At 41.9% G+C, this 15586-nt stretch carries 15 protein-coding genes and 1 tRNA gene; 11 read left to right on the top strand and 5 right to left on the bottom strand.

The annotated features are described in order from the left end of the window. Nucleotides 1-26: 26 nt before the first annotated feature. The 9 genes from FG28_RS01710 (at nucleotide 27) to FG28_RS20375 (ending at nucleotide 9494) form a co-directional block, all read left to right on the top strand. Nucleotides 27-1871 (top strand): ABC transporter permease, encoded by a 1845-nt coding sequence (locus tag FG28_RS01710; protein WP_036379398.1) that lies wholly within the window; start codon nucleotides 27-29, stop codon nucleotides 1869-1871. Nucleotides 1872-1937: 66 nt separating this feature from the next. Beyond that, nucleotides 1938-3035, top strand: a complete 1098-nt coding sequence (locus tag FG28_RS01705) for a hypothetical protein (protein ID WP_141673284.1) — start codon at nucleotides 1938-1940, stop codon at nucleotides 3033-3035. Beyond that, nucleotides 3007-3318, top strand: a complete 312-nt coding sequence (locus FG28_RS01700) for a hypothetical protein (RefSeq protein ID WP_036379395.1) — start codon at nucleotides 3007-3009, stop codon at nucleotides 3316-3318. The genes FG28_RS01705 and FG28_RS01700 overlap by 29 nt, the downstream gene beginning before the upstream one ends. Nucleotides 3319-3887: 569 nt before the next feature. Beyond that, nucleotides 3888-4328 carry a helix-turn-helix domain-containing protein gene (locus FG28_RS01695; protein ID WP_051947138.1) on the top strand — a complete coding sequence of 147 codons (441 nt, stop codon included), beginning with the start codon at nucleotides 3888-3890 and terminating at the stop codon, nucleotides 4326-4328. After that, complete coding sequence (locus FG28_RS01690) at nucleotides 4252-5205, top strand: IS3 family transposase (RefSeq protein WP_067032276.1); 954 nt, start codon at nucleotides 4252-4254, stop codon at nucleotides 5203-5205. Before FG28_RS01695 ends, FG28_RS01690 begins: the two co-directional genes overlap by 77 nt. A gap of 691 nt (nucleotides 5206-5896) precedes the next feature. Beyond that, nucleotides 5897-6244: a plasmid mobilization protein gene (locus FG28_RS01680; protein ID WP_036379393.1), complete on the top strand. Its 348-nt coding sequence runs from the start codon at nucleotides 5897-5899 to the stop codon at nucleotides 6242-6244. After that, nucleotides 6234-7283, top strand: a complete 1050-nt coding sequence (locus FG28_RS01675; RefSeq protein WP_036379392.1) for a relaxase/mobilization nuclease domain-containing protein — start codon at nucleotides 6234-6236, stop codon at nucleotides 7281-7283. Before FG28_RS01680 ends, FG28_RS01675 begins: the two co-directional genes overlap by 11 nt. Nucleotides 7284-7294: 11 nt before the next feature. Next, the gene (locus FG28_RS01670) at nucleotides 7295-7585 is read left to right on the top strand and encodes a hypothetical protein (RefSeq protein ID WP_036379391.1); all 291 of its coding nucleotides are present in this window, start codon (nucleotides 7295-7297) and stop codon (nucleotides 7583-7585) included. 304 nt (nucleotides 7586-7889) lie between these two features. Next, a complete protein-coding gene (locus FG28_RS20375; protein ID WP_081894172.1) occupies nucleotides 7890-9494 on the top strand; it encodes a recombinase family protein in 1605 nt (534 codons plus the stop codon). On the opposite strand, the gene FG28_RS01650 is transcribed toward FG28_RS20375, so the two are convergent. Then, nucleotides 9460-9533: transfer RNA gene (locus FG28_RS01650), tRNA-Arg, on the bottom strand. The two genes, FG28_RS20375 and FG28_RS01650, sit on opposite strands and share 35 nt — an antisense overlap. Nucleotides 9534-9599: 66 nt before the next feature. Here FG28_RS01650 and FG28_RS01645 point away from each other — a divergent pair. Further along, nucleotides 9600-10112, top strand: a complete 513-nt coding sequence (locus FG28_RS01645) for an adenine phosphoribosyltransferase (RefSeq protein WP_036385998.1) — start codon at nucleotides 9600-9602, stop codon at nucleotides 10110-10112. On the opposite strand, the gene FG28_RS01640 is transcribed toward FG28_RS01645, so the two are convergent. From FG28_RS01640 to FG28_RS01625, 4 genes are all read right to left on the bottom strand, one after another. Then, complete coding sequence (locus tag FG28_RS01640) at nucleotides 10109-10255, bottom strand: hypothetical protein (protein ID WP_036379387.1); 147 nt, start codon at nucleotides 10253-10255, stop codon at nucleotides 10109-10111. The genes FG28_RS01645 and FG28_RS01640 overlap by 4 nt on opposite strands. A 101-nt stretch (nucleotides 10256-10356) precedes the next feature. Continuing rightward, nucleotides 10357-12135: a DUF885 domain-containing protein gene (locus FG28_RS01635; protein WP_036379386.1), complete on the bottom strand. Its 1779-nt coding sequence runs from the start codon at nucleotides 12133-12135 to the stop codon at nucleotides 10357-10359. A gap of 586 nt (nucleotides 12136-12721) precedes the next feature. Continuing rightward, nucleotides 12722-14095 carry a M56 family metallopeptidase gene (locus FG28_RS01630; protein ID WP_051947136.1) on the bottom strand — a complete coding sequence of 458 codons (1374 nt, stop codon included), beginning with the start codon at nucleotides 14093-14095 and terminating at the stop codon, nucleotides 12722-12724. Continuing rightward, the gene (locus FG28_RS01625) at nucleotides 14096-14455 is read right to left on the bottom strand and encodes a BlaI/MecI/CopY family transcriptional regulator (protein WP_036379385.1); all 360 of its coding nucleotides are present in this window, start codon (nucleotides 14453-14455) and stop codon (nucleotides 14096-14098) included. Nucleotides 14456-14606: 151 nt separating this feature from the next. Between FG28_RS01625 and FG28_RS01620 the strand changes: the two genes are divergently transcribed. Beyond that, the gene (locus FG28_RS01620) at nucleotides 14607-15545 is read left to right on the top strand and encodes a calcium/sodium antiporter (RefSeq protein ID WP_036385993.1); all 939 of its coding nucleotides are present in this window, start codon (nucleotides 14607-14609) and stop codon (nucleotides 15543-15545) included. Nucleotides 15546-15586: the final 41 nt, after the last annotated feature.

Genomic DNA, 15586 nt, shown 5'->3' with positions numbered 1-15586 from the left:
TTTTAAAATTTTAAGCGAACACTAAAATGAAAACAATATTTTCCATAGTAAAAAACGAGCTAAGACAGCGTGTATTTAGTTGGGTTACCCTTGTTTTCTTTCTCATGCTTGCCTTTCAGATGATATGGTATACCAAGGGATCGTTTGATTTCTTTTCCAACGAAGGGGTGCTTATGAACGCTTCGAGCATTTTGTATAGAAACTATGCGGCCATGGGTATGCTTATGATCATCATCATTGCCATAGCTACCGGAGGTGTGCTTTACAAAGAGATCAGGTATAAATCCGCGGAGTGGACCTATGCACTGCCCATCAATGAAAAACAATTTTTTATAGGCCGCTTTTTGGCCGCTTTCCTATACCTTGTCATTCTAAGTACGGGTATGATTGTTGGGCATTTGTTGGTGCCGTTTTCCGGCATTGGCGAGGCTGGTCGTTTTGGTCCGGTTCAATGGGGCCCTTTGTTTCACGGTTGGATCATGTTTACCGTACCCAACCTCTTTTTTTATGTATCCGTTGTATTTTTTGCCATTGTGTTTACCCGTAGAATGACCACAAGTTATTTGGCCGTATTCTTGGTGGTCATTCTATTTTTAATCGCCCAAACTTCCTACGAAACCGGGGGTGGGGATAATCTAATGGCTTACATCTTGGCGGATTCGGGAGGCTATGTAGCGGCACAGCACTATACCGAACTGTTGAGTCCCACACAAAAAAATACCGAACTGTTCAAACTGACCGGCTATGTTTTAAAGAACCGATTGCTTTGGATGGGACTTGCCATGGTGTTTGCCATAGCGGCATATCTACGCTTCTCTTTCAAGTACGTCATACAGGCCGGTACCGATAAATCCAAAAAAATCAAAGAAGGCAAGAAAGTGTCATTTTCTACGGCATCCATAAAATTGCCAGAGGTCGTGAAACAATACAAAGTACCTAATTTTCTCACTAAACTATGGTCACTCTCAAAATTGGAGTTCCTGAACATTGTTCGCCCTACTTCCTTCAAAATAATCCTCGGTATTATCTTATTGATGGTGTTTTTGCAAAATGTTACTTGGAATGCGGCTTATTATATTGGTAATGAATATCCCATCAGTAGCAATATGACCTATTTTAGGTTGCAATGGGGCGTTTTTATAACCATGTTGATCATGATTTGGGCCGGCGAGTTGTTTTTTAAGGACAAGACGGTCAATATTTGGCAAATAACAGATTCGTTGCCCGTTCCTGTCTGGGTTACCCAACTTTCCAGATTGGCAGCGATTATTGGACTGTCTTTTATATTAAGTGTGAGCTTTATTGTAGTATCCGTGTTTACCCAAGTGTTGTTGGGTGGAGCTTCTTATATAGATTTAGGACAATTTGCAGAGGACCTTTTGCTCTATCGTTGGGCCTTTTTGAACTTTGTACTTTGGGCGTCTTTGGTGTTTTTTGTGGGAGCTTTGACCAGCCATCGAATTTTCACACACCTTCTTTGTGTGGCCATTTTCATCTTCTTGATTGTTTCCTTTGATATGGGCATCATTGAAGATTTAAGGCTAGGATATGGTTTTACTCCTGGAGTTGAAGATTATTCGGAAATGAGCGGTTATGGTATATTTCAAGAATCGGCCAATTGGTTCTTCCTATTGTGGTTGGCTTTGGCCATTACCTTGGTCATGACCGGTGTTTGGCTATGGAAGCGGGGCTCGGATAAAAAATGGAAAAACAGACTTTCGTTGAAGAATATGCAACTTAGCATGGTTTCCAAAGGTGTGATGGTGTTGTTTTTTGGGGCATTCTTGTTTTTGATGTCGTTCATCACCAAAAATGTGTATGATAATGGCAACTTTATCCCAGATGCCGAAGAGGAACGATTGGATGCCTAGTACGAGATAAAATACAAGTATCTGGAAACCAAACCACAGCCCAAATATGAAACAATCGATGTAAAATTGGATCTATTTCCTTCAAAAAGAAGGGCAGAATTTACTGCTGATATCACATTGAACAACGAAAAGGGGGCAGATACCTTGTTTTTCAATACCAAGGATTTTGTCCAATTATCCAATGTGAAGCTGAACGGACAAGAATTGACCATGGGAAAAGGGGATGTCGAGCAAAACCTGACCGCCTATCCAATCCCGTCTACCTTACAAAAAGATAGCGTGTTGCAGCTTTCCTTGGTAGGGAGCAAACAATATGTCGGTTTTGTGCAGAGCGATTTTCAGGCAGATTTGACCAAAAAGGGAAGTTTTGGTAGTCTTCAGGATTTTTTACCTGTGAAAGGATATGATAGCGACAAGGAGTTATTGGAAAACCGGAAACGCCAAGAACAGGGATTGGAACGTCTGGATTCCAGAATGGCCACTGTTGATAATGCCTTTGCCCTTACCCAAAATGTGTTTGCTACGGATGCCGATTGGGTTACAGGTAAAATTATTATTAGTACCGAAGAAGGCCAAATTCCGTTTACGGCCGGAGCCTTACAAAAAATGGAAACTGAAGATGGTAGAACCACTTCCATCTATACCATTAAGAAACCCCAAGTGTTCAATTGGCAGGTAGGATCATCAGACTATAGCGTTGGCAAGGGCAAGGCCGGGAATATAGACTATTCCATTCTGCATAAACCCACCCATTCGTTCAATGTGGACCTCTATCAAGAAGCATTAAAAAAAGGGGTTGCTTTTATGCAAACCAACTTTGGGGCCAATTCGGTCGACAATCAACTTCAATTGGTAGAAATACACCGTTGGCAAGACGATCGGTATACCTTTGCCAATACCATTGCACTTTCTGAAAAAGAAGGTTGGGTGGCCGATACCGAAGGTTTACAGGAAAAAGCCTATCTCTATCAAACCATCGGTAGTGGATTGGCCAAACTGTGGCTGCAAAAAAACTTGACCATTGCCAATGTGCAAGGGGCGGATATGCTTACAATAGGGTTGCCAGAGGCGTTGGGACTCTTGTATGTGAAAAATGAAATAGGTGGGGAAGCGGTAATCAGCTTATCAAGAAAAGTTGGAAAAGTATGGCAAGGACAAAAATAACGAGCCCAACCAAGAACCACCATTGCTCTATGCCGATGGAGCGGAATATCTTGAAATCAATAAAGGGGCCGTGGCATTTTATAAGCTGATCCAAACCATGGGTTTTGAAGGATTCAATGGATATTTGGCAGAATGGGTCAACGGTAACCTGGACAATCCTACATTGTTCAATGACTTTTGCCAAAAAGCAGTAACTCATATAAAATCATCCGAAAAAAGGGAGATAAGGGCACTTTTTGAAACCAACGAACCGTATACAAACAATACTACAAACAGTAACTAGGACAGATTGATTTTTGGGTGATAACTTATATGCATGTGCATTACACTTATTGGAAAATTTAAGTAATGTCGATTGGGTTTCTGTTATTTCTTCTTTTTGACAGGAAAGCCAGATAAAGAATATGTCAAAGCAGAATGCAATAACAGTCCCTTATAGAATTCAGTGGGAATGTCACAGTATAGGAATATGACAAAACAGTGAGTTTGTTCCCAATTTGATATCAACATCCTCTGGATCACTCATAAAAACAAGAGGACGCTTTATCGCCCTCTTGCATTTATTCTCTCACCGCTACCAAAAAGATTTCTCCATTCCGTTAAATTGGTTGTTTCCCTACAAGAAACCATTGTGTTTTGGTCATGGAAGGTGGCGCCCTGTCGGGCGCTCTTTTGTGGAAAGGGAGAAAGAAGAAAGGATTGGAAATCTCTTTGGATTTCCTATGTTCCTAATCGTATAATCCAAATCACTTAATATTGAATTACATGTAGGTATCATGTTCTTGGGCCATTTAACCCTTGTCTTGTCCTAGAATAGGTTGTCATGATAGAAGCAATAATTTAAATTTAATCATGAAAAGTGTAAACTCCTATTCGGACGATTTTAAACGAAAGGTTGCCTCCCACTATCTGGGATCGGATCTCAGCATGGCGGCAACGGCAAAACTGTATGGTCTCAAAACACCTTCATCCGTGCAACAATGGGTGAAAAGGTTCTGTCCGGACCAGGCCCTGCCGAACGACGGTACCACCAAGGAACCGGCCTCAACTGTCCTACCGGACTCCCCGGAGGGGATGCTGGCCAGGATCAGGGAACTTGAGTCCGATCTGGCAAGCGAGAAGCTCAAAAATCTGGCCGCCAACAAAATGATAGACATTGCGGAAAGGGACCTTAAGATCAACATCAGAAAAAGTCTGGTGCCAAACAGTCCAAGAAATGAAAGAGACCATGCCCAAAACAAGTGTTGGGACGCTGTGCGGACTGTTTGGCAAAACGAGACAGGCCTATTATAAGTTTTTGAGATACGAGTACAGGACACTTGCCGAAAAGCAGTTGGTGCTCGAGATGGTTCAGAATGAACGCGCCATACTTCCCGGCGTGGGCGTGCGCAAGCTCCACAGCATCATCTTCGGGCCATCCTGCCCACAACAGGTTTCAATGGGCATGGATGCGCTCTTCGCCCTCCTGCGGGAAAACTCGATGCTGCTGCGACGCTCCAGAGGCAGGGCAAGGACCACCAATTCACACCATTCGTTTCGGCGGTACCCCAACCTGGCAAGGGAGATGACGGTCGATGCCCCACACCAGCTCTGGGTCAGTGACATAACCTATATCGACACGATGGAGGGATTCATGTACCTTTCGCTCGTCACGGACGCATATTCCAGGAAGATAATAGGATGGGACATATCCCCAAAACTAACGGCCTCCGGTGCGATCGGCGCCCTGAACATGGCCATATCACAGTTGCCGCATGGGACCGGTCCCAAACCGGTGCACCATTCGGACAGGGGCATCCAGTACTGCTGCGACAGGTACATAAGCATCCTTAAGGGTGCCGGCATCGGGATCAGTATGACAGAAAAGGTGGATCCCTTGGAAAATGCAATAGCCGAAAGGGTGAACGGCATACTGAAGACCGAATGGCTCAAGAACAATAGACCAAGGCTCAAAGTGGAGGCAATAGATATGTTCGGGGACATCGTCTCCTCTTACAATGGCCGTAGGCCCCATCTAAGTCTCAATATGCAGACCCCCGATTCGGCCCACATGTCCCACGGACCGATACCAAGGGCATGGAAAAATTATTGGAAGGAAAGACATAAATATGATCAGGGAACAAACCCCTGCATGATAACAAAGGGAACCTTGGGTGTAAACCTGACCTAAGATTATTGAAAAATGTGTAAACTCGTTATAGTATCAACCGCTTTAAGTGACAACTTTTTTCAGGACGAGACACATTTTTTGTACGATCGTACAAATGTATGATCATTTAAATGATCATGTGCTCCAAGGAAAATAAAGGAGGATTAAAGTAAAATATACAGGAAGGAAACTGGACAAAAGAACACTGGTAATCATCGTATAGAGGTAAGGATTTTTCAAAACGCTAATAAATTTGTCTTGATGATTTGCTATGTTAAGGCTGTTTGCGGATAAGGTGCCAAGCCTCATTATTGAACAATCACCATTTTTAAGTTCCCTTTCCTCAATGTCATACCCTTTCTGTTTTTTCCCTTTCCACTATTGGCCCAAACGGGCTTTAAAAATCAGTTTGGAAAATGACAATTGGACAACTGGTAAAGAGATTAAAATTAAGGGTATATTCATACATTGACCATTTTTCTCCCTTTCCATAGAAACTCACCCCTGTGATTTCGTCCAATTCCTTATTTCCAACACTGGATAAATTTACCGTACATATAACTCTGTACGGCAAATCCCTTGTAAACAATCAATAGACAATAGGTTTGTGGTATAGTTGATCGGAGGTCACGGAGCAAGTTGTGTTTTTGTAAACAAAAACTGCGCACTTCGTTTACAAGTGACCTTTTGAACAATACCAAAACCATAGAAAATGGCAAGACCTAAAAAGGACATATCAAAACAAAGGACGATTGTCATCGCCTTTAGGGTTTCACAAAGAGAATACGTGATCATTGCAAATAATGCGGAGACAGTCGGATTGTCCACGGCCGAATATATCCGGAGAAAATGTACTGGAAAATCCCTGCCAACCAAAAAGGTAAATCCAATGGACCGGAAACTTTTTGTCGAGCTGAGCAGGGTGGGAAACAACCTGAACCAACTTGCCAGGGTCTCGAACTCAGGTATCCGTGACCCTTTCAGCATTCATAAACAATTGGAGGAGGTAAAAATGTTGTTGCAACAGCTCAAATCAAATATCACCAACAATGATAGGTAAGATAGCCATAGGAAAGGATTTTTACGGTGTTCTTGCCTACAATGAAAAGAAGGTGAGCGAAGGTGTAGGACATGTGATCGATTCCAATATCGAACAATCCACAGCGGTAAACATGGCACAGGAATTCAATTTGATCAGGCATTTGCGTCCGGGACTTGGGAATGTGGTATTCCATGTTTCCTTGAACCTGCCCTACTCTGACCAATTGGACGATAAAGAATTTGCTTCATTGGGATGCGACTATCTGATGAAAATGGGTTTCGATAACAACCAGTTCATTATGTACCGTCATACGGACACAAAGCACGAACATATCCATATAGTGGCCAACAGGGTCAGGTATTCGAGCAGATTGGTAAGTGACAGCAACATTAAAAGAAGGAGCCGGGAAGTGATCAATGATCTGGAGAGGAAATATGGACTGACCCAAATTTCAACAAAAGCCAGTGCAACAAAATCACTTGACCAAAGAGAAATCGAGAAAACCCTAAGAACGGGCAGCTTACCCATCAAACTGATACTTCAGGAGAGGATCGGTTCGACAATTTCAAGGGCAACGGACACAACAGAATTTATCAAGTTGCTACAAGAGCAAAATATCTCGCCAAGATTCAACATAAGCAAGACCACGGGCAGGGTCTCGGGCATATCGTTCAACTATCAAGGCATAGTGTACAAAGGCAGTACGCTCGGCAAAAAATATTCATGGAACAGTATCGTAAAACAAATCGATCATGAGCAAGACAGAGACCGTACAGTTATACTATCGACTAATGGAAAAGAACGGGGAACTGATAGAGCTGGCAAAGGAAACCTTGGAACGACAATCAAACCTGAGCCAAGAAGTGAGGGAGTTGCAAAAGGCACTGAAGATCCTACTCAACAATCAAAAGGTCATGTGGGAGAAATTGAGGGAAATGGAATGACCGGGCCTTTGGCAAATGAAACGGATTGGACTCCCTTTAAACTGGAACTCAATGACCATGGTGCGAGGAAAAAGTCCAAAAGAAAGAAGAAAAGGAAAGGGCTGGGCCTGTAGAACATGAACTTATGAAAGATAACAATAAGCAGGAACATTCAGGATTGTCCCCTTCCGAGATCCAGGTATTGGAGATGGTACGCAGCAAAAGGTTCCTGTCCATCAAAGTGATCATCAAGAACGGGGAGGTCGATGCCATTGAAGGTCTGGAACGATTGGACACAGGGGAACGTATCATCGATATGTTGAAACAACATGATTTTCAAAATCTGGAAATCAAACAAAGTAATGGTAAGATCGTCTGTGTGAACAGGATCTTTAGAAAAAAGATCGACCCTGTCGCAAAAACCAAAAGTTGTTGACCGACAACCCATAAGTATGGAATAAAACAATGGTCCCACAAGGGACCGGATCGATTAAAAAAGGTAAATTAAAGCCTGCTTTACAAATACGGTAGTGACCTTCAAGATTCAGGAGCTATTGCTATTTATAGGAAATGTCAAACCCGATAATCGAGCTAAAGCGGAAAAACAGAACATTCAACAGTACATGGCTCAGAACATATAAAGGTTTTGAGGACTGCCCGGAGAAAGAAGCGAAAAAGATCGTGGAACAACTCCAGGAACTCGCCGACATAGTTTGCCGCCATGTCCAAAAAGGGAACATATGAACTTAGAGGTATTCAGTCAATTTGCGAAAAAGGAAAAGGGAAGGATCATAGGAAAGAACAATACGGCCGTTATCTACACCCGTGTTTCCAGTAAGGAGCAATTTGACAACAATGCCAGTCTCAGCACCCAACTCAAATATTGCCAGGAATATGCAATTCGAAAAGAATTGGAGGTATTGGAATATTTTGGGGGAACCTATGAATCTGCCAAGAGCGATGAGCGCAGGGAGTTCCAAAGGATGCTCAGCTATGTCAAAAGGAGAAAGAACATCGGCTATATCATCGTCTATTCCTACGATAGGTTTTCGCGCACGGGTGCGAACGGCGCGTATATCAGCGAACAGTTAAAAAAGCAGGGAGTTGCCGTTATATCGGCCACCCAGGAAATCGATGTGACCACAAGTGCGGGTACTTTCCAGGAAAACCTGTACCATATGTTCTCCCACTTCGATAACCAGATCCGTAGGGACAAATCCATTACGGGAATGCGGGAGAAGCTGCGAAGGGGCCATTGGACGGGTGCCTATCCATTTGGGTATACCAATACGAATCCCGGGAAAGGGAAGATCCCGAATTTTGTGATCTCGGAGGAAGGAAAATTGCTCAAACAAGCTTTTTTATGGAAGGCAAATTCCAACATGTCCCACGTCGAGATTGCAAAACGACTTAAAGACAAGGGCTTGGACATACGTGCAAAAAGATTGACGGACCTTTTCAGGAACCCGTTCTATTGTGGCCTTATCGTGAACAGTCTTATTCCAGGTGAAGTGATCCAAGGGAAACACGAGGCCCTGATATCGAAAGAAATGTTTCTTAAGATCCACAATCTGCTCCATGCAGGTGAACCACCGAAGAAATATTCGTTCGATGACGAAAACCTGCCGTTGAAGATGTTTGTCAGATCTTCGGTCTGTGGAACACCCTACACTGGATATATAGTCAAGAAAAAGGGCCTGTACTATTACAAGAACAGGCGTAAGGGCAGCAAGGAGAACAGAAGTGCCAATAAGCTCCATAAAGAGTTCCTGAATGTATTGGGGAGGTTTACACTGGCCGACAAAAAGTATATCGAGCCTTTGACCGATATCATACACGATACCTTGATCGATAAAAACCAAGAGGCACTTGAGGATCAAAAGCGGTTGACCAAAGAACTCGGCCAACTTAAAGAAAGGATGGACACATTGGAGAGAAGATATGTCATGCTGAACGAGATCACAAAGTCCCAGTACGACCTTTTCATGCCGGAACTGAAAGCCGAGCAAAGGGAACTGGAGATGAAATTGGAAAATGGGGGAATAAATAGTTCGAACCTCAAAAAGTCCGTAAAATTGGCACTTGGTTATGCCTGTAACCTGCCATCATTGTGGAAGTTAGGGGATCTGGAAACAAAAAGGTCCATACAATATATGGTGTTCCCAGACGGGATTGGGTATGACTTCAAAAACAAGCAAGTTCGAACTTTTCGGGTCAATGAGATTTTTGGCGCAATCTCTTTGTTTACAGGGGATTTGAAGGGTAAAGGAAAAGGGGACTTCCACTCGATCTGTAGAAAATCCCCTTTAGTGACCGCGGCAGGATTCAAACCTGCAACCTTCTGAGCCGTAATCAGATGCGCTATTCAGTTGCGCCACGCGGCCTTTAACAGGGGTGCAAATATATTTCTTTTTACCTTTACTACAAAACCACCTCATCTAAAAATATATATGGATTTTGCTGCCTACGTCCGTGATATAGAAGACTTTCCAAAGCAAGGGGTAATCTTTAAGGACATAACTCCGCTTTTAAATAATCCCGAAGCCCTCAAAAAAGCTTGCGATGCCCTATTAGGTTTTACCACAAATATGAAAATTGATAAGGTGGTGGGTGTGGATAGTAGGGGTTTTATTTTTGCCCCAATGCTAGCGGAACGACTCAACGCGGGTTTTGTTCCTGTGCGTAAAAAGGGAAAATTGCCGCATAAAACGGTTTCCGAGGCCTATGAACTGGAATATGGTTCTGAAATTTTGGAAATTCATACCGATGCCATAAAGAAAGGGGAGAAGGTGTTGATTCATGATGATGTGTTGGCAACCGGAGGAACGGCCAGTGCTGTCTGCAAATTAGTGGAAAAATTAGGTGGAGAAGTGGTGCAGTGCAATTTCTTGATAGAACTCACCTTTTTGAATGGAGCGGGAAAACTGAACGGCTATCAAATTGAGGCTCTATTGCAATATTAACTGTCCAAAGCCCTTGTGGTGACATAGTAGCGCCATCCAATTATCGCCAATTGTAATTTGGAAGCCTTGGCCAAATCCAACCCCCGTTTGGTGTAGGAGGGGAGGAGGGCTTTGTTGATTTTGGCAAGTATTTTATAGAACATGGTTCAATGGGTTGGTCTATACAAATATAACCAACTTACAACGAATCATTGTCTTCTTGATAGGTACAAAAAAGGGCCATCACCGATGACCCTTTTTAAATTTATTTGTTGGCTTCTATCCAGCCGTCAATTTTGTCTTCCAACAATGCCAAGGGTACGCATCCTGTTTCCAATACCTGGTTGTGGAACTGACCAATGTTAAACTTGTCCCCAAGTGCATCTTCTGCTTTTTTGCGCAATTCGCGAATCTTCAGTTGGCCAATTTTATAGGAAAGTGCCTGCCCTGGATTAGCCATATACCGCTCAATTTCAGAAATGATACTTGCTTCGGGTTCGGCTTCATTATCTAAAGAATATTGTATGGCCTCCTCACGCGTCCATCCCTTGGAATGTAACCCGGTATCCACAACTAGCCTGACCGCTCGGTGCATTTCGGCTCCCAGCATACCAAAATATTGATAAGGGTCTGTGTACAATCCCAATTCTTTACCCAAAGACTCTGCATAGAGGGCCCAACCCTCACCATAACCACTGTACCAAAGGGTCTTTCTGAATTGTGGTAATTCTTCATTCTCTTGCGTTAATGAAATTTGATAATGGTGGCCTGGAATAGCTTCATGCAAGAAAAGGGATTCGTCTGAATAAATATTGTATTGGGTCGCATCAGGAATCGGTACATAAAAAACGCCGGGACGGGTACCGTCCAATGAGCCCGGATTATATTCCGCACTGGCGGATTTTTCACGGAAGGCTTCGGTCCTTCGAACTACAAATGGTGTTTTGGGCTTATTGTCGAACAACTTTTCCAATTGCGGTTTCATCCGATCATGAATCTCATTAAAATGTGTAATCACTTCCTCAGGTTCGGTAAATGGCATGAGTTCTTCATTGCCACGGACATAATCAAAGAACGCTTTTAGATCGCCTTCAAAACCGACCTGTTCCTTTATTTTTTCCATTTCTGAACGAATACGTGCCACTTCGCTCAATCCCAATTCATGGATTTCGGCAGCCGTCATGTTGGTGGTGGTATATTTCTTTATTTGATGGGCGTAATAAGCATCGCCATTGGGCTCGCCCTGAATACCGCTGGATTCTCTTCCCGCATCCAAGTATTCAGTGCTCATAAAAGCATGTAATTTGGTGTAGGCCGGAACAATTTTGTTGGAAATCATATCCGAATACGCTTCAGTAAGCATAGCTTTCTCTTCGTCCGTAAAATCAGCAGGCATATTTTGTATGGGTTGGTAAAACAAATGCTGCTCCACATCTTCCTCCACTTGCGACTCCAATTGGGGTAAGACTTTAATGATCAACGATTTTGGAAGTACATATCCTTTTTCAATACCTTCCCTCATCTTATCCTCAGCACTGGAGAGCCATTCCAAATATTCTTCCACACGCTTCATCCAATTTTGGTAGTCCTCAACGGTTTCAAAAGGTTGTGCACTGGCGCCACTGGCCAATTGCCCCATGAAAAGGTTTTGGGACCACATTTGATCAATTGGAGTGAGGTCGGCATTATAGTTGAACTCTGCCAAATTAATGTCGCATTCCCATTCTAAAATGGCCTTGCTCATCTGTTCGCTTTCGGTGAGTGTTTCATCAGGAAATTCAGAAAGCTTGTTCTTATAGCTTTCGTAATACGCCTTTTCTTCGGCTTTGTATGTATCCGAAAGCACATTTGGAAACGAATCATCATATCTATGGTCACCGGCAAGTGTGGCCGTAATGGGGTTCAACTTTAAACCATCTTCATAATAATTCTCCAACAATGCTCCAAATTCCGCATTTGGGGAAGGCATTTCTTCTTTTTTGGATTCTTGTTTACAGGCCACCATGAATATTAGGGCCACCAGTAAAATTGTTATTTTTTTCACTTTTTAGGTTTGATCTGTTACAGATGTAAAGTAACTAAATCAAAACTACAAGGCATAATTCGAGTGCTAAAGTTTTAATAAAATGAAAAATACAACAGTCTAAGTAATGTGATAAATGGTAAAAAAGGACAAAATCTTCATATACTACAAAAGGATAGTTTCTATGAGCTGTATCAGCAAAAACACGAGAAACTTTACAATGGAAATCATGGTTTTGTTTGATTTAAATGGTTACGAATTAAAGCTGTAAACCGGTTCTATTTTTTGAAGATAAAATGATAAACTTCATGTTTCCAAGTATTTACCCTAAAATCTATGCAATTGCATACAAGATTGTAGTTTTTTAAACGAGATACTACTTGAATATTTTATTGACGCCTTGGTTCATGTTTTAAAATGTAACATGAAATTAACGTTTGTATTGCTATTTGTAACATTTGTAGGGGCTTTTTGAGGCTGTTTTTGAAAACCAAGGGGCGTTTCGCTTAAAAAAGGGCCTTTTTGGGTAATCTCGTTTTGGAGAAGGACATAAAAAAAGCCAACCCAAGGAGGTTGGCCTGATGCTTTTTTTGTCTTTTTTTAAAAATTAATTCTTCTTTTTGGTGGTAATTTCAATAACGCCGTTTTTGCCTTTTGTACCGTATTTTTTTTCAGCTGGGTCATCTTTCAAAACGTCAATGCGTTCAATCTCCTCGGGAGCCATTCCAAGATTGCTCATATCGGTGTTTGGGTGTTCAACACCGTCAATAACAATAAGTGGAGGGTTATCCGAAGAAATCCGTACTGCAACCTCATTATTTTTGTTGTCTACTTGGGTTGTGGCAGGTTCATCTTCGGGAGTGTCAAATTTAGTTTTAAGACCTCTATACTTTTTAGTGGTGATTTCAACAACACCGTTCTTTCCCTTTGAGCCATACTTTTCTGTGGCTGTTTCATCTTTCAGGACATTGATGCTTTTAATATCTCCAGGAGTTATTGCAAGATTGTCTATATCTACATCTTTTTTAATGATTCCATCTATGACAACCAAAGGTTTTTCTTGGGAACTGTTTCTAATACTTACAGGTTTATCAACAGAACCATAATCGGTAGCCTTTACTTGCGCAACAGTGGTGGTTTGAAAACTTAGAACAAAAACCACCAAGAAGGGTAGGACAATTCCAAATTTCCAAACGTTGCTTTTCTGGGATTTCTTTTTGTTTAACATGACTATTCGTTTTTTGATTATTGAATTATAAAATGAATTTGAAAAATAGGGATGCGTTGCGCCCACTGTGGTCTTCAACATTAAATTTTGGTACCCAACTCTATCGCTACCTGATTTTAATGCTCCTTGGTCTGCAATGAACTCCAAATTATGCTCCAGATTATCCTTGTACAGCCAGATAAAAGGATTGAACCATTGTATTAGGATTACGGTATGCATCAATAGAATGTCCAGGGAATGAAAGCCGCGGATGTGCACTTGCTCGTGGGTGACAATCGTTGCAAAATCTGATTGAGTCAACGTTTCTGGGTTATAGATCAGGTAATTGAAAAAGGAGAAAGGGGTAGTGTTATTCTGGGTTTCAACAAAGTTGATGCCGTCTTCTCTTTGGCAGTCCCCCTTTGTAACGATTCGCTTCAAGGATAAAAAGTTTACTGCCAGACGTATCAATAGAAAGGTAGTTCCCAAAACATAAACTACGGATAGCATGGTAAGCCAAACAGAAGTCGAGGATTCATTTGGGATGGTCTCAGCCATCCCATTTGCGCTGTTCAGGGACAGAGCAATCGGTTCGATCCAAACATTTTCCTCGATACTGATGAAAGGAATTAAGAATGACAAAACCAAACCAGCGATAAGGAATACCCGATTTGCGTTGAAAAAGGTTTCTTTTTTCAGAAAAAGGACATAGCAGAGCAAGAAAAGTGTGGAAATTCCTGCTGATTTCAAGATGTAAAGTAAAAACCCTTCCATTTATTTATTTTTTTCGATGAGTTCAAGGATCTCTCTCAGTTCCTCTGCCGAGATTTTCTCTTCCTTCGCGAAAAAGGAGACCAAGCTTTTATAAGAGTTATCGTAATAATCCATTATGGTGGAGTTGATGAATTTTTTTCGATACGCCTCCTTCGTTACTAATGGGTAGTATCGATGAGTGTTCCCAAAAGCCTCATGGTCCACATAATTTTTTTCCTCAAGATTTCGGACAATGGTGGATAAGGTATTGTAATGGGGTTTTTCACCGGAAAGTTCAGCCATAATTTCTTTTACAAAGGCTTTTTCCAGACGCCAAAGTATTTTCATTACTTCTTCTTCCTTGTTGGTCAATTTTTGCATGACATGAATTTTATATCGACCAAAATAAAACTAATTATTAAGTTATACAACTATTTTTATAGTTAAACTACTAAAAAAACAGTTCACTCTTTTTCGACCTTCTCCTTTACAGGCGTAAATCTTCCTCTATATTTGCCACAAATTGTTTTTTTTGGAAAACGTACTTTTTATTCTTCTTGGATTGGTTTTGCTTATTGCTGGGGGAAATTGGTTGTTGAAATCTGCTGTGGCCTTATCCCTTAGATTGGCCATTCCCAAAATTGTCATTGGAATGACCATAGTCTCTTTTGCCACCTCAGCACCAGAACTTATTGTAAGCGTCAAGGCTGCTTTGGATGGGTTTCCCGATCTTGCCTTAGGAAATGTGGTGGGGTCCAATATCGCCAATCTTGGATTGGTGCTGGCCATTACTGTGATTATGGGCAGTATTGATGTCCGCAAAAGTTTTTACACAACAGATTGGCCCGTGATGATGGTAGCTTCCTTGCTCTTTTGTGGGTTTATTTACTTTGATGGGGTTCTGCAAAAATACGAAGGGGTTATTCTTGTGGCTTTGTTGTTTGTATTTCTTATATATCTACTTCGATTTCAAAAGACAGCAGTTGTAGATGAAATGCCGGAAGATGATGTAATTCTTCCTTTGTATAAAATTGTATTGTATTTGTGCATTGGAGGCACGGCGCTTTGGGGCGGATCCGAGCTCTTGATCAATGGAGCTGTTGGAATGGCCTCAACCCTTGGGGTCAGCGATAGGATTATAGGCATAACCGTGGTATCGGTAGGGACCAGTATTCCGGAGTTGGCCGCTTCTGTCATTGCGGTACTGAAAAAGGAAAAAGCCATTTCTTTGGGAAATTTGATTGGATCCAACATTTTTAACCTTTTGGCCGTACTTGGAATTACATCCATAATAACCCCTATCACTGTTATGGATCAAGGATTGCTCTCCAGTGATATTTTTTGGATGTTGGGCATCTCTTTCTTGATACTGCCCTTGGTGTTTTTTCCAAAAGGATTGCGCCTGGGATGGAGAGACGGTTTGGTGCTGCTCCTATTTTATGGAAGCTTTGTCTATATGACCATAAAATAAAAACCGCCCCAAAATTGGGACGGTTTACATCTATAATCAAC

Source organism: Muricauda sp. MAR_2010_75 (assembly GCF_000745185.1).
Classification (GTDB): Bacteria; Bacteroidota; Bacteroidia; order Flavobacteriales; family Flavobacteriaceae; genus Flagellimonas.
This window is presented reverse-complemented; position numbering and strand designations above follow the sequence as displayed.

Coding starts and splice junctions, on each gene's coding strand:
- FG28_RS01710 (WP_036379398.1), top strand. CDS start 27: ATGAAAACAATATTTTCCATAGTAAAAAACGAGCTAAGACAGCGTGTA.
- FG28_RS01695 (WP_051947138.1), top strand. CDS start 3,888: ATGAAAAGTGTAAACTCCTATTCGGACGATTTTAAACGAAAGGTTGCC.
- FG28_RS01690 (WP_067032276.1), top strand. CDS start 4,252: ATGAAAGAGACCATGCCCAAAACAAGTGTTGGGACGCTGTGCGGACTG.
- FG28_RS01680 (WP_036379393.1), top strand. CDS start 5,897: ATGGCAAGACCTAAAAAGGACATATCAAAACAAAGGACGATTGTCATC.
- FG28_RS01675 (WP_036379392.1), top strand. CDS start 6,234: ATGATAGGTAAGATAGCCATAGGAAAGGATTTTTACGGTGTTCTTGCC.
- FG28_RS01670 (WP_036379391.1), top strand. CDS start 7,295: ATGAAAGATAACAATAAGCAGGAACATTCAGGATTGTCCCCTTCCGAG.
- FG28_RS20375 (WP_081894172.1), top strand. CDS start 7,890: ATGAACTTAGAGGTATTCAGTCAATTTGCGAAAAAGGAAAAGGGAAGG.
- FG28_RS01645 (WP_036385998.1), top strand. CDS start 9,600: ATGGATTTTGCTGCCTACGTCCGTGATATAGAAGACTTTCCAAAGCAA.
- FG28_RS01640 (WP_036379387.1), bottom strand. CDS start 10,255: ATGTTCTATAAAATACTTGCCAAAATCAACAAAGCCCTCCTCCCCTCC.
- FG28_RS01630 (WP_051947136.1), bottom strand. CDS start 14,095: ATGGAAGGGTTTTTACTTTACATCTTGAAATCAGCAGGAATTTCCACA.
- FG28_RS01625 (WP_036379385.1), bottom strand. CDS start 14,455: ATGCAAAAATTGACCAACAAGGAAGAAGAAGTAATGAAAATACTTTGG.